Below are 22,201 nucleotides of genomic sequence, written 5' to 3' on the forward strand. Positions count from 1 at the left end.
CGGCTTTTCCGGCGAGGTTCAGACGGCCGCCCGCTCGCCGGTTTCCGCCGATCGCAGGATCGCGTCGATCAGGCGGTGAACCTTCAGCGCTTCGCTGCCGCTGACGGCCGGCGCGCGCGCCTCGTCGATCGCCTCGATGAAATCTTCAATGACAGCGCGATGGTGATGGTGGGGAAAGGCCATCGGGTCCGCGCCGGCGCCGCCACCGATGGCGCCGTCGTCGATGGTTTCCTCACTGCCGTCGTGGAAATGCGCGATCATCCTGGAGCCTTCGATACGCGCCATGCCGTTGGTGCCGATGATGTCGACCGCATCGGGAATGCCTGGATAGGCCGAGGTGGTTGCGCTGATCGTCCCGATCGCGCCATTGGCGAATTTTGCGGCCGCCATGGCCATGTCCTCGGTCTCCATCCGGTGCACGGGGGTGGTCGCGGCATAGGCTGCGACTTCTTCCGGCAAGCCGGCCAGCGAGATCATCAGGTCCAGTGTGTGGATCGCCTGCGTGAGCAACACCCCGCCACCATCGCGCGCGCGGGTGCCGCGGCCTGGCTGGTCGTAGTAGCTTTGCGGCCGCCAGTTGTAGAGCCGCGCCGATGCGCTGACGATGGCGCCAAGCCGACCCTCGCGGATCAACTTGCGCAGCGCGATGCTGACCGGCCGGAACCGGTGCTGCAGGACAATGCCGAGCCGGATATTTGCCCGCTCCGCCACGTCGACGAGTTCAACGGCCCGCTCGAAGCTCACCTCCAGCGGCTTTTCGAGCAGCACATGCTTGCCGGTAGCGGCGGCCCGGCGGACGAGGTCGAGATGCGTGCTGGGGGGCGTCAGTAGCAGGACGGCGGTGATCGCCGGATCGTCGAACACGGCGTCCAGGCTGTCGACGACTGGAAATCCGTAGGTCGCGGCGAATGCCTGCCGGCGCTCGATGCTCGGGCTGAATGCGGCTGCGACCTCGACCGTGCCATCCAGATCCCGGAGGCTTTTCGCATGCGGACCGGCTGCCATGCCGAGGCCGACGATCCCGATCCTGGTTGTCATTCTGGTCCTCCCATGAACTCAGGATAGCGAGCCACAAGTCATCATACAACATCACGATTTTTGTATGTTGACATCGGGGCAGGCCGCCTCCTACGGTTGTGCATCCGGGCGAGGGAGGAAGGCTGGAAGCATGGGTGCGCTGATCGCGGAGGACCTTTTGTTCCCTGCCGATGCTGGCACGCGCGCCATTGCGCGCGACCTCCATGCTGCCGTCAGGGACCTGCCGATCGTCAGCCCGCATGGCCACACCGATCCGCGCTGGTATGCGCTGGACGAGCCCTTTCCCGATCCGGCCGGGCTCCTGATCGTGCCGGACCACTACATCTTTCGCATGCTGTTCAGCCAGGGCGTCCGACTGGAGGATCTCGGCGTGCCCACGCTCGACGGTTCGCCTGTCGAGACCGACGGCCGCGCCATCTGGCGGCGCTTTGCCGAGCGCTATTTCCTTTTTCGCGGCACACCGACGCGACTGTGGTTCGACTATACGCTGCAGAACCTGTTCGGACTGCACGAGCCTCTCTCGGCGGCGACCGCGGACGCGCACTACGACGCCATCGCGGCCATGCTTGCTACGGACGCCTTTCGGCCGCGCGCTCTGTTCAAGCGCTTCAACATCGAGGTGATCGCCACCACGGAGGGAGCGCTTGACGACCTGAAGTGGCACGAGGCGATCCGCCAGAGCGGCTGGGACGGACGCGTCGTCACCGCCTACCGGCCGGATGCGGTGATCGACCCGGACTTCGAGGGGTTCGACGCCAACCTCGACACGCTCGGCGAAATTACCGGTTGCGACACGGGACAGTGGGCGGGGTATCTCGATGCGCATCGCAAGCGGCGCGCCTATTTCAGGTCGTTCGGCGCCACTTCAAGCGATCACGGACACCCGACGGCGGAGACGGCGAACCTGGCGAACGGCGAGGCGGCGACGCTTTTCGACCGCATCCGGCGCGGCGCCGGGGACCCCGGCGACCATCGCCTGTTCCGCGCGCAGATGCTGACGGAAATGGCCAGGATGAGCCTCGACGACGGGCTGGTCCTGCAGGTTCATCCGGGCTCTTGGCGCAATCATTCGCCGGCCGTGATGCAGCGTTTCGGACGCGACAAGGGTTTCGACATACCGACGCGGACGGACTATGTGGCGGCGCTGAAGCCGCTGCTCGACGCGGTCGGCGTCGAGCCATCGCTTTCCGTCATCGTCTTCACGCTGGACGAGACCAGCTACGCGCGCGAACTGGCCCCGCTCGCCGGCGTCTATCCGGCGCTGAAGCTCGGCCCGGCCTGGTGGTTCCACGACAGCCCGGAAGGCATGCGGCGCTTCCGCGAGATGACGACCGAAACCGCCGGCTTCTACAACACCGTCGGGTTCAACGACGACACACGTGCCTTTCCATCCATACCGGCTCGCCACGACGTGGCGCGCCGGGTCGATTGCGCATTTCTCGCAGGCCTCGTCGCCCAGCACCGATTGCGGGAGGACGAGGCGCACGAGCTTGCGCATGAACTGGCCTATACGCTGGCGAAGAAGGCGTACCGGCTCTAGTGGGCGATAGCGCCCGACATGCAAACGGGAGGTGATCATGCTGCATTTCAAGAAACTGGCGGGGGCAACGCTCGCCGTCGCGGCGTTGCTGGTCGGGACGGCGCACGCCCAGACGGTGTTGCGTTCATCCGACACGCATCCCGACGGTTATCCGACCGTCGAGGCCGTGAAGTACTTCGGCGACCTGGTGAAGGAGCGCACCAACGGCCGCTATGAGGTCGAGGTCTATTTCGGCGCCCAGCTTGGCCAGGAGGCTGACACGGTGGAGCAGGTCCGCGCCGGCGTGATCGACCTAAACCGCACCTCGCTCGGCCCCTGGAACGGCCTGATTCCGGAAACCAAGGTACCGTCGCTGCCCTACATCTTCCGCTCGGTCGACCATGCCCGCAAGGTCATGAACGGGCCGATCGGCGACGAGATCCTGGCCGCGTTCGAGCCGTTCGGCGTGGTCGGCCTCGCCTTCTACGACGGCGGTGCGCGGTCCTTCTACAATTCCAAGAAGGAGATCAACTCGAAGGACGATCTCAGCGGCATGAAGTTCCGCGTCATGCAGTCGGACATCTTCGTCGACATGGTGGCCGCCCTCGGCGCGAGCGCAACGCCGATGCCCTACGGCGAAGTCTATTCCGGCATCGAAACGGGCGTCATCGACGGCGCCGAGAACAACTTCCCGAGCTACGACACGGCCAAGCATGCCGAGGTGGCAAAGAACTACGTGATGGACGAGCACCTGATCGTTCCGGAAGTCTTCGTGATGTCCAAGGTTGCCTGGGACAAGCTGACGCCCGAGGACCAGGCGATCTTCAGGCAGGCCGCCAAGGACAGCGTCGCCAAGCAGTACGAACTGTGGGACGCCAAGGTGCAGGAATCCCGCGACAAGGTCGTCGCGTCGGGATCGAAGATCACCGAGGTCGACAAGCAGCCCTTCATCGACGCGATGAAGCCCGTCTACGAGAAGCATGTGACGGACGCCAAGCTGCAGGACCTGGTGAAGCGTATTCAGGAAACGCAGTGACCACTGGCGGACCGGGGCCACGCCGGCCCCGGTCCGCGACGACCGATCTTCGAAAACGGACCTGAACCGATATGGCCGAGCCCGACACAACCGGCAATGCACGCGACGCGGCCGCCCCGCCGCGTGGACCGATGGTACGGTTCCTGACCCTGCTCTGCGACTGGGCGCTCTACATCGCCGGCGCGGGCCTCGTGGTGATGACCGTCATCGTCTTCTGGCAGGTCTTCGTCCGGTACATCCTCAACTGGACCAACACCTGGACCGAAGTCACGGCGGTCATGCTGATGAGCTGGTTCATCTTTCTCGGAGCCGCGGTCGGCGTGCGCGAGAACTATCACCTCGGGTTCGACGTCCTGCTCTATGCGTTGCCGAAGGGTGGCAAGAAGTATCTGCGATCCGTTTCCGACATCGTCGTCCTCGGCTTCTCGATCGGCATGATCTACTACGGAACGCAGCTCGTCAGGCTGTCATGGGCGGCGACCATGCCGGCGCTCGGCATCCCCGAGGGCCTGCGCTACGTGCCGCTCGTCTGCGGCGGCTTCCTCGTCGCGCTTTTCTCGCTGGAACGTCTGGCCCTGCGCTTTGCGGGCCACGATGTCGACGTCGATCCGCATCTCGACGAGGCGCTCGACCTCGACCAGCCGAAGGAGGTCTGAGCCGTGGCCGCCCTCGTCCTCTTCGGCGTGTTCACCCTGCTGATGCTGATCGGCACGCCGATCGCGTTCTGTCTCGGGGCCGCCAGCTTCGCAACGATCCTCTACATGGGGCTGCCGCCGCTGGTCATCTTCCAGCAGATGAACTCCGGCATGAGCGTGTTCACGCTGCTCGCCATCCCGTTCTTCATCTATGCCGGCGACCTGATGGTGCGCGGCGGCATCGCCCAGCGGATCGTCGCCTTCGCGGGCTCGCTGGTCGGCCACCTGCGCGGCGGCCTGGGCCAGGTCAACATCGCGGCATCGACGCTGTTCGGGGGCATTTCCGGCTCGGCGGTCGCGGAGGCGGCCGCGGTCGGCGGGCTGATGATCCCGCAGATGAAGATGCGCGGCTACGGCGCCGACTATGCGGTCAACGTCACCTCGATGGCCGCTCTGATCGCGCTTCTGCTGCCGCCGTCGCACAACATGATTATCTACTCCATTTCGGCTGGCGGAAAGATCTCCATCGCCGACCTCTTCACGGCCGGCATCATACCCGGTCTGCTGCTCGCGGCCTCGCTGATGGTGGCTGCCTACTTCGTCGCGCGGAGCCGCGGCTATCCGACCGAGGCGTTTCCGGGTTTCGCGACGGTAGGCAGTTATCTTCTGATCTCGCTGCCCGGCCTGCTGCTGATCGGCATCATTTTCGGCGGGGTGCGTTCCGGCGTCTTCACGGCCACCGAAAGCTCGTGCATCGCGGTGTTCTACGCGATCCTCGTCACCCTGTTCGTCTACCGGTCGCTCGGATGGCGCAACTTCGTCCGCGCCACGCTTGGCGCGGTGCGCACGACGGCGATGGTCCTTCTGATCATCGGCACGGCGGCCTCCTTCGCCTGGCTGATGGCCTACCTGCGCATACCGGCGCAGCTCATCGCCTGGATGGGCGCCGTCTCGGAGAACCCGATCGTCATCCTCCTCCTCATCAACGTGATCCTGCTGTTGCTCGGCACCTTCATGGACATGGGGCCGACGATCATCATCGCGACGCCGATCTTCCTCCCTGTCGCCATGCACTATGGCGTCGATCCCGTGCATTTCGGCGTGATCCTGATCCTCAATCTGGGTATAGGCCTCAACACGCCGCCGGTCGGCGCGGTGCAGTTCGTCGCCTGCGCCGTCGGCAGGATAACCGTCTGGGAAGCGATGCGGTCGATCTGGCCCTTCTACGGGGCCGGCCTCGCTGTGCTGGGACTTGTCACCTATGTCCCCGCGCTGTCGCTCTGGCTCCCGGAACTGTTCAGGTAGGAATGGATATGTCCGGACCAATCGCGGATCCCCGCACCGAACGCCGGCCGAAGCTCTCCGAACGCGTCGTGGCGGCGCTCAGGAGCCAGGTTCTGTCCGGCGAGATCGCGCCCGGCCGCAAGCTTCCGACCGAGAACCAGCTGACCGAGACATTCGGCGTCAGCCGCACGGTCATCCGCGAGGCCATGGCGACCCTCGCCGCCGACGGCCTCGTCGAGCCGCGGCAGGGTGCAGGCGTGTTCGTGCGCGATCACCCGACGCTGGCTTTCGGATCGATCAGCCTCGAAGTCGGCAACAAGCTGTCGCAGGCGATCAACGTTCTCGAGGTCCGCATGGGCATCGAGATCGAAAGCGCCGGGCTTGCCGCGCTCAGGCGCAACAGCGCCCAGGAAGCGGAGATCCAGGAGGCGTTCTTCGATTTCGAGCGGCTGCTGGCGCTCGAGGAGGCAACCGGAAAGACCGACTTCGCGTTCCATCGGGCGATCGCCGCAGCGACCAACAACCCCTTCTATGTCGAGGTGCTCGACGCCTTGGGCGCGCGCACCATCCCCTGCGACATCACATCGCCATGGGGCACCGACAGCGTGCTGACCCGCGACTATCAGGAAGGGCTGCAGCGCGAACACCTCGTCATCCTCAACGCCATCTCGGCCAGCGACCCCGAGGCCGCGCGCGACGCGATGCGGGCGCATCTCTCCGCCAGCCAGGAGCGCTATCGCCGCCGCCTGCGCGGACAGCAGGCCGACTACCTGGCCAGTGCCGGCAAGACGCGCGCCGGCTGAACGCTCGAAGGACGGAACGCCACACCATGAGCCATCTCGACTATACGTCACGCTACGCCATCGACCCACAGGCCGCCGCAGCCATGGCCACCGACGAGCTGCGCAGCCACTTCCACATCGGCGGCCTGTTCCAGCCGGGACGGATCAGCCTGACCTACACGCATTATGACCGAATGATCGTGGGCGGCGCGATGCCGGTTGGCGACAGGCTGGACCTTGCCGCGATAAAGCCGACGGGCACGGCAAACTTCCTCGACCGCCGCGAACTGGTCGCCGTCAACATCGGCGGGCCCGGAACGGTGCGCGTCGACGGCGCCGACCATGCGCTGGGCACGCGCGACATGATCTATGTCGGGATGGGAACGGAAACGGTCGGCTTCTCCTCGGCCGTCCCTGATTCCCCGGCCAGGTTCTACCTGCTCAGCGCTCCCGCGCATCACGCGCACCCGACCGGGGTCATCCGCATCGGCGATGCGAAGCGGCTCGAGCTCGGCGACAGGAAGACATCCAACGAACGCTCGATCTTCCAGTTCATCCACCCGGAGGGCGTCAAGACCTGCCAGCTGGTCGTCGGCATGACGCAGCTTGCCGAGGGGTCGGTGTGGAACACCATGCCGTGCCACGTGCACGACAGGCGCATGGAGGCCTACCTCTATTTCGACCTGCCCGAAACCGCGCGTGTCTTCCACTTTCTCGGGGAGCCCGACGAGACGCGGCACCTGGTGATGGCCAACGAGGAAGTCGCCCTTTCGCCTCCCTGGTCGATCCATTCCGGGGCCGGCACGTCCAACTATGCGTTCATCTGGGCAATGGCCGGCGACAATATCGACTACACCGACATGGACGCCGTGCCGCTGGACAGCCTGCGGTGACCGACCTGTCGGCATTCAGCCTCTCGGGCAAGCGCATCGTCGTCACCGGTGCCAACACCGGCATCGGCCAGGGCATCTGTGTCGCGGTCGCCCGCGCCGGCGGAGATGTGGTCGGTGTCGGACGCTCCTCGATGGAGGACACGGCGGCGCTGGTTGCGGCGCAGGGCGCGACCTTCTTGCCGGTCATATGCGATCTCGGCGATCCCCACGCGGCCACGGCAATGTTCGATACCGTATGGGACATGTCAGGAACGATTGACGGGCTGGTCAACAACGCCGGCATCATACGCCGCGCCGACGCCGTCGAGTTCTCGCAAGAGGACTGGGACGACGTCATGGACGTCAACCTGAGGTCGCTCTTCTTCCTGTGCCAGTCATTCGCCCGCAGGGCGCTTGCGGCGGGCCGGGAGGGACGAATCGTCAACATAGCCTCGGTGCTGTCGTTTCAGGGTGGTATCCGCGTCGCGTCCTACACGGCGTCCAAGCATGGCGCGCTCGGCGTGACCCGGGCGCTCGCCTGCGAATGGGCTGCCAAGGGCGTCAACGTCAACGCCATCGCTCCCGGCTACGTGGTCACCAACAACACGGAGGCGCTGCGCAACGATCCCGACCGCAGCGCCGCGATTCTTGGCCGCATTCCCGCCGGGCGCTGGGGCAGGCCGGAGGACATCGGCGACGTCGCTGTCTTCCTCCTGGCGCCGGCGTCCGCCTACATGCACGGAGCCGTTGTGCCGGTCGACGGCGGATGGCTGGCGCGATAGGAAGACGCATGACCGACGAAAAGCTCTTCTCGCAGCCGGACGCAAAGCAGTGGACGCCGACGCCCGACGGCAACCGTCGGCGCGTGGTGCTGCATACCGAAGAACTGATGATGGTCGAGTTCGGTTTCGAGAAGGGCGGGATCGGCGCCGCTCATTCGCACCCGCATGTCCAGTCGAGCTATGTCGCGGAAGGGCGGTTCGAGGTGACGATCGACGGCAGGACCGCCATCGTCGAGGCCGGCGGCGCATTTATCGTGCCCTCCGGTCTCGTTCATGGCGTCAAGGCTCTGGAGGCCGGCCGGCTGGTCGACACATTCACGCCCTGCCGCGCCGATTTCCTGTAGTATCCGCCAGCATGTCCAAACGCCTGTCCGACAAAACACTGGCTGCACTGCCGTCGTCGGTGGCGGTGCCGTGCTACGACCGCGCCGCCGTGACTCCCGGCATCGTGCATCTCGGCGTGGGCGCGTTCCATCGCGCGCACCAGGCCGTCTATGTCGACGATTGCCTTGCCGCGGGCGAGCGCGAATGGGGTATCGTCGGAGCCTCGCTCCAGAGTGCGTCCACGCATGATGCGCTTGGCCCGCAGGACGGCCTCTATACCCTGGCCACACGCGGCGGCGACCGCGAAACGCTGCGCGTCGTAGGCTCTATCGGTTCGGTGCTGGTGGCGCCGCGCAGCCCGTCGGGACTGCTGGACGTGCTGGGCGATCCACGCACCCGCATCGTCACGCTGACGATCACGGAGAAGGCCTATCTGCGCAATGCGGCTGGCGGCCTTGACACGGGGCATGCCGCGATCGTCGCCGACATCGACACCCCGGAAAACCCGCGGACGGCACACGGCTACCTGGTCGAGGCGCTGGCCCGGCGCCGCGCCGCCGGTATCGCTCCGTTCACGGTTCTCTCCTGCGACAACCTGCCGGCCAACGGCGCGACACTGCACCGGCTGCTCGGGGAATTCGCTGCCCTGCGTGACCCGGAACTGGCGAAGCATGTCGCCGAGATCTCCTGTCCGTCGAGCATGGTCGACCGCATCGTGCCGGCGACCACCGACGCGGACCGTGCGCGCATTTCGCTGGAACTCGGCGTCGAGGACGCTTGGCCGGTGCTGACCGAACCCTTTTCGCAATGGGTCATCGAGGACGACTTCTCCTCCGGCCGGCCCGGCTGGGAAGCGTTCGGGGTCGAGATGGTGCGTGACGTCGGTCCCTTCGAGGACATGAAGCTGAGGCTGCTCAACGGCGCTCATTCGGCGATCGCCTATCTTGGCCTGCTTTCGGGCCACGAGACGGTCGCGAAATCGTTCGGCGATCCGGCGATCCGCAGCTTCGTCAAAGGGCAATGGGCCGAGGCCGCGCCGACACTGCCGACCGCCTCCGGGCTCGATCCGAAGCGCTATGTCGAAGCACTGACCACCCGGTTCGACAACACGGCGCTCGCCCACCGAACCGCCCAGATCGCCAATGACGGCAGCCAGAAGCTGCCGCAGCGCATCGTGGCCACGGCGCTCGACCGGATGAACGCCGGCGCCGGCGCGGATCACCTGATGATGACCGTCGCCGCCTGGATGCGGGCCTGCGAACTGCGCGTATCTGGCCTCGCCGCCCAGCACTTCACCGATCCTCTCGACGACGCACTCGTCCGCATCGCCAAGCGAAACCTGCCTGCGGCGGAGGCCGTCGGTGCCGTGTTCGACCTCGCCGGCTTTGCCGGCGCCAGCAAGTGGCGGCCGGCGCTGGAGGCGCTCGCCGCCGACAACCTGGCGATGCTGCGCACAGACGGCGTCGCAGCTGCCCTCTCCCAACTCGATACCGGAGGACAATCCGCTTGAAACAGACCTGGCGCTGGTTCGGTCCGAACGATTCCGTCTCGCTTTCCCATGTGCGCCAGGCCGGCGCGACCGGCGTGGTCACAGCCTTGCACGAACTCAATGACGGCCGGGCCTGGCCGGCCGATGCGATCGCTGTCCGCAAGGCCGAGATCGAAGCGGCCGGGCTGACATGGTCGGTGGTGGAAAGCGTCGTCGTGCATGAGGACGTGAAGACGCGGAGCGGCCGCTACCGCGAACTGCTCGACAACTACAAGGCGTCGATCCGCGCCCTGTCGAAGGCCGGCGTCAAGACGATCTGCTACAATTTCATGGCGATCACCGACTGGACGCGAACCGATCTCGACTATCCGATGTGGCACGGCGGCACAGCGTTGCGTTTCGACGTGGTCGACTTTTGCGCCTACGACGTGCTGGTGCTCAAGCGGGATGGCGCCGAGGCGGACCATCCGGCCGAGCGCATCGCGGCAGCCACGGCGCGTCTCGCTGCTATGAGCGAAAGCGACTTGGCGCGCCTCGAGACCAATCTCATAGGCTGGGTTCCGGCGCGCGAGTTCATCTTCGACCGTGACAGCTTTCGCCGCGCTCTCGATCTTTATCGCGACGTCTCCGCCGACGGTTTTCGCGAGAACCTGTTCGCCTTCCTGCGCGAAATCGTTCCGGTTGCCGAGGAGGAAGGGGTCAGGATGGCGATCCACCCCGACGATCCGCCGTTCCCGCTGTTCGGCCTGCCCCGCGTGGTCAAGGACGCCGACGACGTCCAGGCGCTGCTGGCGGCTGCGCCGTCGCCGTCCAACGGGCTGACCCTCTGCGCGGGCTCCTATGGCGCGAACCCGCGCAACGACCTGCCGGCAATGGCGAGGCGTTTCGGTCCCCACGTCCATTTCGCGCATCTGCGCAACGTCACCAAGGAAGCCGACGGCTCCTTCCACGAGGCGGAGCATCTGGAGGGTGACACCGACATGGTCGCGCTGGTCGATGCCCTGCTTGCCGAGGAGAAGCGGCGCAGAAACGAGGGCAGGGCGGATTGGGAAATCCCGATGCGGCCCGACCACGGACACGCGATCGTCGACGACATCGGCAAGAAGGTGAACCCCGGCTATTCCTGCATCGGCCGCCTGAAGGGCCTGGCCGAACTGCGCGGCATCATGCGGACCATCGAGACGCTGAAAGCCTGAAGCCGACGCACGCCCGGCGTTTTGCCGGGCCCGTCGCCAGCCGGATGTCAGTGGCGTTCCTCGCGGACGAAGGGTTGGCCGAGCGCTCCCGGCTGGCCGCTGCGGCGGCCGGCGGAAAGGCTGCTCCAGACCATGACGCCCAGCGTGACGATGTAGGGCAGCATCAGTACAAAATACTGCGGCAGCTGCAGGCCGATCGCGGCCATGCGGGGTATCAGCGCCTCGATGCAGCCGAAGAGGAACGCGCCGGCGAGTGCCGGCCAGGGCTGCCATCTTGCGAAGATGACCAGCGCGATGGCGATCCAGCCCCGCCCCCCCGACATGCCGTCGACCCAGATCTTGGAGACGGCTACGGTCAGGTAGCCGCCGGCGAGCCCGATCAGCATGCAGCCGACGACAACGGCGCCGAAGCGGTACCAGCCGACAGGGATCCCGGCAGCGTCGGCGGCTTCGGGATTTTCGCCGACCGCGCGCAGGCGCATGCCGATGTGCGTCGCATAGAGCACGTGCACGGTCACGGCGAAGATGACGATCGTCAGGTATACGACGAGGTCCTGCTGGAACAGGATGCGTCCCACGAAGGGCAGGGAGGACAGCGGCCCGAAGTTCAGGTCGCCGAGTCCGGAGAAAGCGCGGTTGGTCCAGCCGTTGCTGGTGGCAAGCATGGCCGTCAATCCCTGCGCGAAGAAGACGATGACCAGGCCCGATATCACCTGGTTGACGCGAAGCGCGATCACCAGCAGCGCAAAGAGCAGCGAAAGGGTGCCGGCTGCGAGGGCCGCGATGACGAGCGCCAGCAGGGGGTGGACCTGCAGCGACAGCATGGCGCCGGCCCCGGCCATTGCCCCCACCAGCATGTAGCCTTCCGCGCCGAGATTGAGCACGCCCGACTTCTCGCAGATGATGAGGCCGAGTGCGGCAAGCGCAAAGGGAACGGCGAAGCCGGGAACGTTGGCGAGCCAGTTGACGACGAAATCCATGGGGCGCGCCTACTCCAGCAGCCTGAGCCGGTAGTGGATGAAAAACTCCGACGCGGCGACGCAGATGACGATGATCGCCTGGATGAGTTGAACCATCGCGAAGGGGACCTGGTAGAAGACCTGCAGGCTCTGGCCAGCGACCATCAGGACCGAGATCAGGAGCGCGAAGAAGGCGACGGCGAACGGATTGTTGCGCGCCAGGAAGGCGATCAGGATGCCTGAGAAGCCGTATCCCACGAAGAACGACTGGGTGAGGCGGCTTTCGATTCCGGTGCTGATGATGAAGCCGCCAAAGCCGGACAGGGCGCCTGACGCCAGCGCGAAAAGCAGGGTCAGGCCGACGATCTTGACGCCGAGCGCGCGCGCCATGCGCGCGTTGGCGTAGACGAAGTTGAGCAGGAAGCCGTAGCGGCTGACGCCGAGCAGCCACCCGGCGAGGAGGACGAGGACCACCGCGATCGGCAGCGACAGGTTCAGGTTCTGCCAGCCGATCGCCATCAGGCGCTCGACGTCCTCGAACAGTTTCGAGTTGGGGAAGGCGCTCTGCGGGTCCTTCCACGGACCGTACAGGAGATGCAGCAGCAGGTTGAACGCGATGTAGTTCATCAGAAGCGTGCTGATGATCTCGTTGACGTGAAGCCTGATCTTCAGGAACAGCGGCAGCGCGATCCAGAGCATGCCGGCGCCGATGGCCGCAAGCGCCATCAGGACGAGGCGAAGGGAAGGCGGGCCGATATCGTAGTTGGCGACCAGCGTCGCGCCGATGGCGCCGAATATGACCTGCCCCTCGATGCCAATGTTCCAGAAGCGGGCCTTGAAAGCGAGGGCGGCGGAAAGGCCGACGATCGTCAGGGGCGCTGCGTAGGCGAGCACCGAGGCGATGTTGCGCTGGCTGCCGAAGATGGCGACGACGAACTCGTTCAGCAGGCCCGACGGCTTGACGCCATAGGCCATCAGCAGCAATGCAGAGAGGAGAAGGCCGAGCAGGATGCCCGCGGATACGACGAGCATCTGCTGGCCCATGGGCATGTGGCCGCGCACTTCCAGATTGAACCGGCCGAACAAGCTGCGGCGCGTCGGCGCCGAAATGGACGCGTCAGCCATGGCCCACCATCGCCTTTCCGATGGCCTGGCGGTCGGCGGGTGTCTCGAACTCGGCGACAATGCTGCCGCGGCTCATCACGCCGATCCGGTCCGACAGCAGCATAATCTCGTCCAGGTCCTCGCTGATCAGGATCACGCCGGCGCCGCGGTCGCGCGCGGCCCGCAAATGATCGTGCACGGCCGCGGACGCCCGTATGTCGAGGCCGCGGCTGGGAGAATGCGCCAGGATCAGCGAGGGAGTGCCCGAAAACTCGCGGGCGATGACAAGCTTCTGTGCGTTGCCGCCGGAAAGCAGACCGGCCTTCTGGTGCGAGCCGCGAACGCCCATCACCTCGAAGCGGCGGACTGCGTCCTGCGTGTCGGCGTCGATGCGCCGGCGGTCGACCCTGAGGACGGAACCGTAGCGTCCTTCCAAGACACCGTTGATCGCATAGTTGTCGGCGACGGGAAGGTCACCCGCAATTGCATCGGACTGGCGGTCGGAGGGAATGCACGCAATGCCGCAGCGGCGCATACGTTCTGAAGGCTGGTTGGTGACGTCGTCATGGCCGTCCAGCCAGATGTTGCCTGAATCAACCTGGGAAAGCCCTGTCACGATCTCGACCAGCGCGCTCTGGCCATTGCCGCCGACGCCGGCGATCCCGTAAATCTCCCCCGACCGGACCTCGAACGACAGGTTGCGCAGACCCGGACCCCGGTCGTCGCGGCGCTCCACGGCGCGAAGCTTGAGCACGGACTTGCCGGCGTTGCCGCTACGCCGCTCGCGTTCATCGATCGTGCTGCCGACGATGAGCGCCGTGAGTTCGGCCTCGCCGACCTCGGACGGCAGCACGCTGCGCACCACCTGGCCGCCCCGCATCACGGTGATGCGGTCCGCGTAGGTCAGCGCCTCGGCGAGCTTGTGCGTGACCAGCACGACCGAATGACCTTCGCGCGCGAGGTTGCGGATGGCCGTGAACAGGCGGACGGCCTCGTCGTCGGTCAGAACGGCGGTCGGCTCGTCGAGGATGATGACCTTCGCGCCGGCGACCAGGACCTTGAGGATTTCGATGCGCTGCTGCTCCGACACCGACAGGCTTTCGACGGGACGGTTAAGATCGACGTCGAAGCCGATGCCGTCGAGCGCGTCCTTGGTCATCGCCTGCAGGCGCTTGCGGGCCTGCCTGTACGACCCCTCGGGATGGGCCATCAGGATGTTTTCCAGGCCGGTAAACGGTTTCACCAGCTTGTAGTGCTGGTGGACCATGCCGACGCCGAGTTGCTGCGCGTCGGAAGGCCCGCGTATCGCGACCGGCCTTCCATGAACGGATACCGTGCCGCTGTCCGGCGTGTAGATGCCGGCGACGACGTTCATCAGGGTGGACTTGCCGGCTCCGTTTTCGCCGAGAAGCGCGTGGATTTCGCCCGGCTTCAGGTCGAAATCCACGCCTTTCAGCGCCGAAAAGTCGCCGAACGTCTTGGAGATGGCCGCCAGCGCGAGGGCTGGCGGAACATCGGCGCCATCCGGGCCATGTCGGGCGGTCTCCCGCATATGGCCCGTGATCGCGTTCATTGCTGGCTGATCACGCCCTTGACGTACCAGTCCATCGCCCACAGGTCGCCATCCGACAGGACTTCGCCTGCCTTGACGCGCTCCTTGCCATCGCGGTCGGCCAGTGGCCCGGCATAGACCTGCTTGCCGTCGATGATGGCCTGGCGCTCGTCCATGATCTGCTTCTTGGCCTCTTCGGAAACGGCGTCGCCGCAGCAGGCGATATCCGTACCACCTTCCTTGATGCTCAGGAATGCGCCGTAGGGGCCGGGTTCCCACTCGCCGGCGGCGATCTTCTGGATGGTGGGCGTCAGGTACTTGTCCCACACCCAGACGGAGGAGCACTGCGTGGCGGTGCTGAACTCGCTGAGATCGCGGTGGTGGCCGGTGCCGTAGATGCCCTTCTCCTGCGCCACGATCTGCGGAGTCGGCGAATCCACGTGCTGGCCGATGACGTCGATGCCCTGCTCGATGAGAGCCTCGGCTGCGGCGCGTTCCTTGACAGGATCGTTCCAGGCGCCGGTAAAGACGACGGTCACGGTGGCGTCCGGGTTCATCTTCTGCGCACCGAGCGCATAGGCGTTGACGGTCCAGTTCACCAGGCCGAACGGATTGGCCGCGACGAAGCCGAGCTTGCCGGTCTTGGAGATGGCGCCCGCCGCCATTCCGCACAGATACTGGCTCTCATAGGTGCGGCCATAGATCGACTGCAGGTTGGCGGCGTTGGTGGTGCCTGCCGGATTGATGAAGGCGACGTTGGGATGCTGGTTGGCGAGTTCGAGGAAGGTGTCGGAATAGCCGAACGCCGATCCCAGGATGATGTTGGCGCCGCGGTCGATGAAAAGTTCGACGGCCGGTCGGATCGCGGTGGCGTTCTCCGGCACGTTCTCGACCACCGGAATGGTGATGCCGAGTTCCTTTTCGACCTTGGCGCGCGCCTCGTCGAGCGACTGCGACCAGCCGCCGTCATTCTTCTGCGAGAAGATGATCAGCGCGGGGCTCGGATCACCTTCCAGCTTGAACGGCTCGGCGTGGATAGCCGCCGGAACAATCGATAGCGCCAGCCCCCACGCCAGCGTTGAGATTCGAGTCATGCCCATTTCATGCTCCTTCGAGTTTGCTCTTGTTTTCGTTCCCGTAGCCAACCCGTCTTGTTGTCGGTTCCGATGGCCACTCGAATCGGAACCTCGTTCATGCGTTTGACATCGCGGCGAAGATCATGCTCGGCGTGATCGGCGTCTGATGGAACTTGGCGCCGCCGAACGGCTTCAGCGCGTCCTCGATGCCGGAGGCCAGGGTCGCTCCAACAGCGATGCAACCGGCCTCGCCAACGCCCTTCACGCCGAGCGGATTGAGCGGCGACGGCGTCTCGAGGTGGGCGATCTCGATGTTTGGTACTTCGGTGGCGTAGGGGATCAGGAAGTCGACGAAGTTGGCGTTCGTCGGATTGCCTTCGCGGTCGTACTCGATGCGTTCGTAGAGTGCGCCGCCGATGCCCTGGGCGAAACCGCCCATCACCTGGCCGTCGACGATGACGGGATTGATCATGTTGCCGCAGTCGTGGATGCAGACGTACTTCTTCACCTCGACGCTGCAGGTGTCGCGGTCGACCTCGACGATGGCCGCGTGGACGCCATAGGCCCAGGTCGCGCACTCCGGGCTGAAGTAGTCGGTCGCCTCGAGCCCGGGATGCTGCCCATCGATCAGCGGTGGCCCGTCGTGCCGGCTGGCCGGGGCGAATTGCGTTGCCGCCTGCGCCGCGGAGTTGAAGGCGTAGCGCAGCGGGTTGGTGGCCGTGGCGATCGCTGCCAGCGACACCTTGCGGTCGGTGCCGGCAATGACGGCATGTCCGTCCCTGAGTTCGATGTCGGCGGGGTCGGCCTCCAGCATGTTGGCCGCCGCCTTGATGGTCTGCTCGCGCACCTTCATCGCGGTCTTGTGGATGGCGTTGCCGGACACGACGGCAGCACGGCTGGCGAAGGTCGCGACGCCCCATTCGAAGGTGCCGGTGTCGCCTTCGACGACGATCACGTCCTCGACCGCGACGCCGAGCTGGTCGGAAACGATCTGTGCGAAGACGGTGTCGTGGCCCTGACCCTGCGAGGTCAGGCCGGTGTTGACGTAGACCTTGCCGGTGATCGGATGGATCTTGACGTGGCCGCCTTCATAGGGACCTAGCCCGGTGCCTTCGACATAGTAGGCCAGGCCGAGACCGAGCGCCTTGCCGTCCTTCAGGGCTGCCGCCTGGTCGGCGGCGAACGCGTCCCAACCGATCGCTTCGCGGGCCATATCGAGCGCCTTGTGATACTGTCCGCTGTCGAGCTTGACGCGCAGGCCGTCGGCGAACAGCAGCCCCTCGCGGGTATAGGGGAAGTCCTCATCGCGGATCAGGTTGCGCCGGCGGACCTCGAAACGATCGAGGCCGAGTTCCTCGGCAAGCTGGTCCATCGCGCGCTCGATGGCGAAGCAGGATTGCGGCCGGCCGCAGCCGCGATAGGGCGTGACCGGGACCGTCGGCGTGTACACCGCACGGAAGCGGACGTGGATGTTGGGAATGCGATAGGGACCGGCGATCGATGTCGAAGCCACCTGCGCCACCGCGATGCCGTAGGGAATGAAGGCGCCGGTATCGTGGAGGAAGTTGTCGCGCAGGGCGATCACTTCGCCGTTCTTCCTGGCGAACAGCTCGATCTCGTGGATCTGGGTGCGCTCCTGGTTGGAGCCGATGAAGTTCTCGCGCCGATCCTCGATATACTTGACCGGCCGGCCGAGCTGGATCGCGGCGTGCGGGACCAGCAGTTCGTCGGGATAGGGGAACATGACCTTCTGGCCGAAGCCGCCGCCGACGTCCGGTGCGATGACCCGGACCTTGTCCTCGTCGAAGCCGAAGATCGACGCCAGGCCACCGCGCACGCCGAGCGGCGCCTGCGTGCCGTCCCAGACGGTGAGTTCGCCCCGTACGGAATCGTAGCGCGCCGCGACGGTGCGGCATTCCATGGCGGCGGCGGTCGAGCGGTCGACCTGGATCTTGATGCGCGTGACGTGCTCGGCCTCGGCGAACGCCGCCTCGGGATTTCCGCAGACCTGCGTGAAGTCGGCCGCGATGTTGTTGGGATGCGTCGGATGAACGAGCGGCGCGGCGTCGCCGACCGCGCTTTCTAGGTCGAGTTCGACTTCGAGCGGTTCGTAGTCGACGTCGATCAGGTTGACCGCGTCTTCGGCGACGTACCGGTCGACGGCGACGACCATCGCGACGGTCTGCCCGACATAGTAGACGTCGTCGCGCGCCAGCGGGCGTTGCGTGCGCGCGTCGGTCATCGACGGATGCGGGATGAGCAGAGGCAGCTCGATATCCAGGTGGCCGATGTTGTCGCAGGTATAGACCGCCACCACGCCGGCCGCCTGTTCGGCCGCGCTGACGTCGATGCCCTTGATCCTGGCGCGGGCGAAGGGACTGCGCAGGAAGGCGGCATGCAGCGCGCCGGGCAGGTTGATGTCGTCGGTGAAAGCGCCCTTTCCGGTCAGCAGCCGGGGATCGATGTTGCGCTTGATGGGTGCTCCGAACTTACGCGTCGACATCACTCGCTCCTTCAGGCTCGGCCGGCCAGCTCGGCGGCGCGGCGAACTGCCTTCACGATGTTGGCGTAGCCGGTGCAGCGGCAGAGGTTGCCGGAGATGAGTTCGCGGATGCCGGCGTCGGAAAGGTCCAGGGGCTCGCCGGAATCGAAATGCGAGCGGATGTTCATGATCATGCCCGGCGTGCAGTAGCCGCATTGCAAGCCGTGGCATTCCTGGAATGCCTGCTGAAGCGCACTGAGCGATCCGTCGTCGTTGGCTTCGCTCTCGATCGTGCGGACGTCGGCGCCATCGGCCTGCACCGCGAGCGTGAGGCAGGAGCGCGCCGACCGTCCATCGATCATGACCGTGCAGGCGCCGCAAACGCCATGCTCGCAGCCGACATGCGTGCCGGTCAGGCGCAGGCCATGGCGCAGGAAGTCCGACAGCAGCATGCGGGTGCTGACTTCCCGCGTCACGGCGTGGCCGTTGACCGTCAGCGACACCTCGGCCCTAGGGTCGGCCGAAGTGTCGGGAAGGGCGCGGTCCAGATGCTCGTGGCTACTCATCGGAATCAGCCTTCCCGTGTCATGTCGGCCGCCTCGCGAACCACGCGGCGGGTGAGCGAGGCGAGCAGGTGCTTGCGGTATGCCGTGGTCGCGTTGTTATCGTCGGGCGCCGTCACGGCTTCCTTCGCGCGCTCGCCGGCGAGCGCCACGTCGGCGTCCGAGAGCGCCGTTCCGACGATCGCCGCCTCGACGTCGGGCAGCCGGACCGGCCGCGAGGCGATGCCGCAGGCGGCGAGCCGCGCCGCCGAGACCTTGCCGTCCGCGCCGCGCTCGATGATCGCGCCGACCGCGGCGATTGCATAGTCCCCCTTGCGCCTGGCGAACTCGGCGAACGCGTGGCCGGCTCCGGCCGGCAGGGCGGGGAAGGTGGCGCTGACGATCATCTCGTCTTCGCCCCGGGAGGTTGTCATGTGGAATTCGAAGAACTCGTCGGCGGCGATCTCGCGCCGGCCGCTCGGCCCGGCTGCCGTCACCCAGCCGCCGCTGAGCAGCAGGATCATGGGCATCTCGGCGGCGGCGTCGGCGTGGCAAAGGCTGCCGACCGTCGTGCCGCGATTGCGGATCGGCACGTGGGCGACGTGGTGGAGCGCCGCGCGCAGCAGCGGGTTGGCTGCGAAAGCCGCGTCGCTCTGCTCGAGATCGCGGTGCCGGACGGCGGCGCCGACCCGCACATTGCCATCGATGATGTCGATGCTGCTGAGGTCGGGGATGCGGTTGATGTCGATGAGCGTCGCTGGCGACGCCAGCCGGAAGTTCATCGCCGGAATGAGGCTCTGGCCGCCCGCTAGGATCATCGCGCCGGGATGTTCGGAGAGAAGGCGAACCGCCTCATCCGACGACCGCGCGACAAGATAGTCGAAGAGCGGTGGTTTCACCCATTTTCCCCCGTCTCGGGGCATCGCCGGACGCATTTGTTGCGGGATATTCGACGCCTGGGCGCCTTTATCTCCCGCAGTCTGCCGTGCCCGACAAGCCTGCTCAGTTCCCCGTCGCCTTATCCTGATAGTGGATATTATATCGACTTTTTGACTATAAGTTTCAGCCGCGCGGGGTGTCAACCGGGTTTTTGCGGCGCAGCGACGAGGGACAACCCTGGCACCGCTTCGCGCCTTTCCGCATGGCGCCCGCCGCTCACGGGCCGGTCATTTCCTTCGGATCGATCGGACGGGCCATCCGGCGTCCGAGGACCGTTTCGCACCAGGCGGCAACGGACAGAAGGCGGGCCTCGGAACAGGGCTTGCCGATGATCTGCAGCCCCACCGGCAAGCCCGATCGCGTGAAGCCGCACGGAATTGAGATCGCGGGACATCCGGTGACGGTGATCGCGTAGCCGAGAATCAGCCAGTCGAGATAGGTTGCGAGATCGCGGCCGGCGATGCGCGACACATAGCGTTCCTCCGCCGGGTAGGGCGGCACGGGCGCCGTCGCGCTGACCAGGAATTCTTCGCGATCGAGGAAGGCGAGCAGATTGGCGCGGCAGCGCGCCTGCTCGCGCGTCGCCCGGGAAATCTCGGCGCTGGTCAGCGCCAGGCCCTGCTCGATATTCCAGATCACTTCGGGCTTGATCAGGTCGCGCTCCGGCCCGGCGAGCAGTTCGCCGCGCGCTGCCGCGAACTGGTGCGCCCGCAGCGTGCGGAACGCATTGTCGGCTGCGGAGAGGTCGGGCGCCTCGTTCGTCACCGTGGCGCCGGCGCGGGCAAGCCTCGCCGCCGCGTCGGCGACGACGTCGCGGATCTCGGGTTCGAGTTCGGCGAGCCCCAGATCGGCGGAGAATGCCATGCGCGCCGGCTGGAACGGCTGTCGGGCGGCGACCGCGAAGTCAATCTCCGGCAGCGGGCGCGAGAGCGGGTCGCGTGCGTCGAACCGGGCCATTGCCGCCAGACCCAGTCCGGCATCAGCGACGCTGCGCGCAAGCGGACCGATGACCGACAGCGTCTGGCCATGAACCCCTCCGGGACCTTGCGGTATCAGCCCCGGGGTCGGCCGCAATCCGACGACGCCGCAGAACGCCGCCGGAAAGCGCAGCGAGCACGCGAAATCCGATCCCTGGGCGATGGCGGCCATGCCGGTGGCGACCGCGACCGCCGAGCCGCCCGAGGAGCCGGCGGGCGACAGCCGGGTATCCCAGGGATTGAGCGTGCGACCGAACACATCGTTGAAGGTGTTCGCACCCGCTTCGAACTCCGGCGTGTTCGACTTGGCGAAGACGACGCCTCCGGAAGCTTCAAGCGCCTCGACCATGAAATCGGAGCGATCGGCAACGTTGTCCCGGTAGACGCGCGACCCATAGGTCGTGCGGACGCCGGCGACCGGGTAGGAATCCTTGATCGGGACGGGCAGCCCGGCAAGCATGGTTCCGGACCAGTCCGGCCGTTGCGCAAGTCGGTCGCTGGCCCTGTCAAAGCAAAGCGTGGGCAATGCGTTGACAAGGGGATCGATCGCCCGGACGCGCTGCTCGGTGGCGTCAAGCATCTCTTGCGGGCTGATCGTGCGTGTGCGTAGAAGGTCTACGACGGTGACGGCATCCTGCGACCACAGCGGTTCGCTCATCCTACGCTCTCCCGTCCTGTGCCCGCCGAGGCTGGCAAATCATCGAAATAGTGGATACGGTATCTGAATAACGAGCAAACATCAGACGATTTGCCATGAGGAAACCGACGAGGACGGTGCGCCGGACCCCTGATCCGGCCACGGAGGAATCCGGCTTGCAGAAGCCGACCGCGCTGGATGCGCGGTCGACCGAGGCCAAGCAGGGATTGGAGCGGTCGTTCGCCGTGCTCGACCTGATCGCGGCCAGGCCGTGCCGCGTGGTCGACGTGATGCGCGACATGGGACTGCCTTGGGCGACCGCGCACCGGACGGTGAAGAAGCTGGAGAAGGCCCAGTTTCTGATGCTGAACACGGAGACCTCGCACTACGAGATCGGCCCGCGCATGTGGCATCTCGGCTCCGCATACCTCGCCAACAACAAGATGCTGTCGACGGCGATCTCCTATCTCGCCCGCGACCGCGACATACGCGGCGTCGACGTCCAGGTCGTCGAGCGGATCGGCGACTTCTCCGTGGTGATCCACGCCGAAAAGCGGCAGGTTCAGGAGATTTCGAAGGCGCAGTACGGCTACCACATTCCGCTGCATGCGGGATCGAAGGGACTGGTTCTGCTTGCCTATGAATCGCCAGAGTTCGTGTCCGCCTATTGCTCGAAGCCGCTCGAACAGCTGACGCCGCTGACGATTGCGGACCCGGACGCGTTGCGCGAACGGTTGGCGCAGGTACGCTCGGAAGGTTTTGCGCAGACCGAGGGCGACGTGCAGACCTTCACCGGCTCGATCGCCGCCCCGGTCTTCGGCGCCAAGGGCGCCTTGGTCGGCTGCGTCTGCTTCGTCTACCTCAAGAAGGTTGCCCGAGATCATGCGCTGATGGACGAGCTCAAGGAAGCGCTGCTGCTGATGACCCATACGCTTTCGGTGTCGCTGGGCTGGCATCCCGGCCAGGTCTGACCGGG

20 protein-coding genes are annotated in these 22,201 nt (G+C 66.0%); 11 read left to right on the forward strand and 9 right to left on the reverse strand.

All coding sequences use genetic code 11. The features are described 5' to 3' along the window. Positions 1 to 18: 18 nt before the first annotated feature. A complete protein-coding gene (locus ABUE31_RS08405; protein WP_367723078.1) occupies positions 19 to 1,038 on the reverse strand; it encodes a Gfo/Idh/MocA family protein in 1,020 nt (339 codons plus the stop codon). 130 nt (positions 1,039 to 1,168) lie between these two features. Here ABUE31_RS08405 and uxaC point away from each other — a divergent pair, with 130 nt between their 5' ends. The 10 genes from uxaC (at position 1,169) to uxuA (ending at position 10,957) form a co-directional block, all read left to right on the forward strand. Next, complete coding sequence (gene uxaC, locus ABUE31_RS08410; RefSeq protein WP_367723079.1) at positions 1,169 to 2,578, forward strand: glucuronate isomerase; 1,410 nt, start codon at positions 1,169 to 1,171, stop codon at positions 2,576 to 2,578. 37 nt (positions 2,579 to 2,615) lie between these two features. Further along, positions 2,616 to 3,593: a TRAP transporter substrate-binding protein gene (locus ABUE31_RS08415; protein ID WP_367723080.1), complete on the forward strand. Its 978-nt coding sequence runs from the start codon at positions 2,616 to 2,618 to the stop codon at positions 3,591 to 3,593. A 131-nt stretch (positions 3,594 to 3,724) separates the two neighbouring features. Beyond that, complete coding sequence (locus tag ABUE31_RS08420) at positions 3,725 to 4,249, forward strand: TRAP transporter small permease (protein ID WP_367723598.1); 525 nt, start codon at positions 3,725 to 3,727, stop codon at positions 4,247 to 4,249. A gap of 3 nt (positions 4,250 to 4,252) precedes the next feature. Continuing rightward, complete coding sequence (locus ABUE31_RS08425; RefSeq protein WP_367723081.1) at positions 4,253 to 5,533, forward strand: TRAP transporter large permease; 1,281 nt, start codon at positions 4,253 to 4,255, stop codon at positions 5,531 to 5,533. An 8-nt stretch (positions 5,534 to 5,541) separates the two neighbouring features. Next, entirely contained in the window at positions 5,542 to 6,315 is a 774-nt protein-coding gene (locus ABUE31_RS08430) for a FadR/GntR family transcriptional regulator (RefSeq protein WP_367723082.1), read from the forward strand. Between the two features lie 26 nt (positions 6,316 to 6,341). Continuing rightward, positions 6,342 to 7,187: a 5-dehydro-4-deoxy-D-glucuronate isomerase gene (gene kduI / locus ABUE31_RS08435; RefSeq protein WP_367723084.1), complete on the forward strand. Its 846-nt coding sequence runs from the start codon at positions 6,342 to 6,344 to the stop codon at positions 7,185 to 7,187. Continuing rightward, a complete protein-coding gene (gene kduD, locus ABUE31_RS08440) occupies positions 7,184 to 7,948 on the forward strand; it encodes a 2-dehydro-3-deoxy-D-gluconate 5-dehydrogenase KduD (protein ID WP_367723085.1) in 765 nt (254 codons plus the stop codon). The genes kduI and kduD overlap by 4 nt, the downstream gene beginning before the upstream one ends. Positions 7,949 to 7,956: 8 nt before the next feature. After that, entirely contained in the window at positions 7,957 to 8,292 is a 336-nt protein-coding gene (locus tag ABUE31_RS08445) for a cupin domain-containing protein (protein ID WP_367723086.1), read from the forward strand. Between the two features lie 11 nt (positions 8,293 to 8,303). After that, complete coding sequence (locus tag ABUE31_RS08450) at positions 8,304 to 9,782, forward strand: mannitol dehydrogenase family protein (protein WP_367723087.1); 1,479 nt, start codon at positions 8,304 to 8,306, stop codon at positions 9,780 to 9,782. Next, positions 9,779 to 10,957, forward strand: coding sequence for a mannonate dehydratase (gene uxuA / locus ABUE31_RS08455; RefSeq protein ID WP_367723088.1), 1,179 nt, complete (start codon positions 9,779 to 9,781; stop codon positions 10,955 to 10,957). The genes ABUE31_RS08450 and uxuA overlap by 4 nt, the downstream gene beginning before the upstream one ends. A 47-nt stretch (positions 10,958 to 11,004) precedes the next feature. On the opposite strand, the gene ABUE31_RS08460 is transcribed toward uxuA, so the two are convergent. The 8 genes from ABUE31_RS08460 to ABUE31_RS08495 all read right to left on the reverse strand — a co-directional run bounded on the left by ABUE31_RS08460 (position 11,005) and on the right by ABUE31_RS08495 (position 21,246). Then, positions 11,005 to 11,937 (reverse strand): ABC transporter permease, encoded by a 933-nt coding sequence (locus tag ABUE31_RS08460; RefSeq protein WP_367723089.1) that lies wholly within the window; start codon positions 11,935 to 11,937, stop codon positions 11,005 to 11,007. A gap of 9 nt (positions 11,938 to 11,946) precedes the next feature. Continuing rightward, positions 11,947 to 13,041: an ABC transporter permease gene (locus ABUE31_RS08465; protein WP_367723090.1), complete on the reverse strand. Its 1,095-nt coding sequence runs from the start codon at positions 13,039 to 13,041 to the stop codon at positions 11,947 to 11,949. Further along, a complete protein-coding gene (locus ABUE31_RS08470; protein ID WP_367723091.1) occupies positions 13,034 to 14,593 on the reverse strand; it encodes an ABC transporter ATP-binding protein in 1,560 nt (519 codons plus the stop codon). The genes ABUE31_RS08465 and ABUE31_RS08470 overlap by 8 nt, the downstream gene beginning before the upstream one ends. Continuing rightward, complete coding sequence (locus ABUE31_RS08475; RefSeq protein WP_367723092.1) at positions 14,590 to 15,666, reverse strand: BMP family ABC transporter substrate-binding protein; 1,077 nt, start codon at positions 15,664 to 15,666, stop codon at positions 14,590 to 14,592. Before ABUE31_RS08475 ends, ABUE31_RS08470 begins: the two co-directional genes overlap by 4 nt. A gap of 97 nt (positions 15,667 to 15,763) precedes the next feature. Next, on the reverse strand, positions 15,764 to 18,151 hold the full coding sequence (gene cutA, locus ABUE31_RS08480) for an aerobic carbon-monoxide dehydrogenase large subunit (protein ID WP_367723093.1): 2,388 nt from the start codon (positions 18,149 to 18,151) through the stop codon (positions 15,764 to 15,766). Positions 18,152 to 18,162: 11 nt separating this feature from the next. Continuing rightward, a complete protein-coding gene (locus ABUE31_RS08485) occupies positions 18,163 to 18,696 on the reverse strand; it encodes a (2Fe-2S)-binding protein (protein ID WP_367723094.1) in 534 nt (177 codons plus the stop codon). Positions 18,697 to 18,701: 5 nt separating this feature from the next. Further along, positions 18,702 to 19,571, reverse strand: a complete 870-nt coding sequence (locus ABUE31_RS08490) for an FAD binding domain-containing protein (protein WP_367723095.1) — start codon at positions 19,569 to 19,571, stop codon at positions 18,702 to 18,704. A gap of 256 nt (positions 19,572 to 19,827) precedes the next feature. Then, complete coding sequence (locus ABUE31_RS08495) at positions 19,828 to 21,246, reverse strand: amidase (RefSeq protein ID WP_367723096.1); 1,419 nt, start codon at positions 21,244 to 21,246, stop codon at positions 19,828 to 19,830. A 155-nt stretch (positions 21,247 to 21,401) separates the two neighbouring features. Here ABUE31_RS08495 and ABUE31_RS08500 point away from each other — a divergent pair, with 155 nt between their 5' ends. After that, positions 21,402 to 22,196, forward strand: a complete 795-nt coding sequence (locus tag ABUE31_RS08500; RefSeq protein ID WP_367723097.1) for an IclR family transcriptional regulator — start codon at positions 21,402 to 21,404, stop codon at positions 22,194 to 22,196. Positions 22,197 to 22,201 lie beyond the last annotated feature (5 nt).

It is taken from the genome of Mesorhizobium marinum (genome assembly GCF_040813675.1).
Taxonomy (GTDB): domain Bacteria; phylum Pseudomonadota; class Alphaproteobacteria; order Rhizobiales; family Rhizobiaceae; genus Mesorhizobium_K; species Mesorhizobium_K marinum.

Excerpts from the sequence above, each read along its gene's own strand:
- cutA (WP_367723093.1), bottom strand. The coding sequence starts at position 18,151 with ATGTCGACGCGTAAGTTCGGAGCACCCATCAAGCGCAACATCGATCCC.
- kduI (WP_367723084.1), top strand. The coding sequence starts at position 6,342 with ATGAGCCATCTCGACTATACGTCACGCTACGCCATCGACCCACAGGCC.
- ABUE31_RS08495 (WP_367723096.1), bottom strand. The coding sequence starts at position 21,246 with ATGAGCGAACCGCTGTGGTCGCAGGATGCCGTCACCGTCGTAGACCTT.
- ABUE31_RS08485 (WP_367723094.1), bottom strand. The coding sequence starts at position 18,696 with ATGAGTAGCCACGAGCATCTGGACCGCGCCCTTCCCGACACTTCGGCC.
- ABUE31_RS08420 (WP_367723598.1), top strand. The coding sequence starts at position 3,725 with ATGGTACGGTTCCTGACCCTGCTCTGCGACTGGGCGCTCTACATCGCC.
- ABUE31_RS08475 (WP_367723092.1), bottom strand. The coding sequence starts at position 15,666 with ATGACTCGAATCTCAACGCTGGCGTGGGGGCTGGCGCTATCGATTGTT.
- ABUE31_RS08450 (WP_367723087.1), top strand. The coding sequence starts at position 8,304 with ATGTCCAAACGCCTGTCCGACAAAACACTGGCTGCACTGCCGTCGTCG.
- ABUE31_RS08445 (WP_367723086.1), top strand. The coding sequence starts at position 7,957 with ATGACCGACGAAAAGCTCTTCTCGCAGCCGGACGCAAAGCAGTGGACG.
- ABUE31_RS08430 (WP_367723082.1), top strand. The coding sequence starts at position 5,542 with ATGTCCGGACCAATCGCGGATCCCCGCACCGAACGCCGGCCGAAGCTC.
- ABUE31_RS08470 (WP_367723091.1), bottom strand. The coding sequence starts at position 14,593 with ATGAACGCGATCACGGGCCATATGCGGGAGACCGCCCGACATGGCCCG.
- ABUE31_RS08460 (WP_367723089.1), bottom strand. The coding sequence starts at position 11,937 with ATGGATTTCGTCGTCAACTGGCTCGCCAACGTTCCCGGCTTCGCCGTT.
- ABUE31_RS08465 (WP_367723090.1), bottom strand. The coding sequence starts at position 13,041 with ATGGCTGACGCGTCCATTTCGGCGCCGACGCGCCGCAGCTTGTTCGGC.
- ABUE31_RS08415 (WP_367723080.1), top strand. The coding sequence starts at position 2,616 with ATGCTGCATTTCAAGAAACTGGCGGGGGCAACGCTCGCCGTCGCGGCG.
- uxaC (WP_367723079.1), top strand. The coding sequence starts at position 1,169 with ATGGGTGCGCTGATCGCGGAGGACCTTTTGTTCCCTGCCGATGCTGGC.
- ABUE31_RS08405 (WP_367723078.1), bottom strand. The coding sequence starts at position 1,038 with ATGACAACCAGGATCGGGATCGTCGGCCTCGGCATGGCAGCCGGTCCG.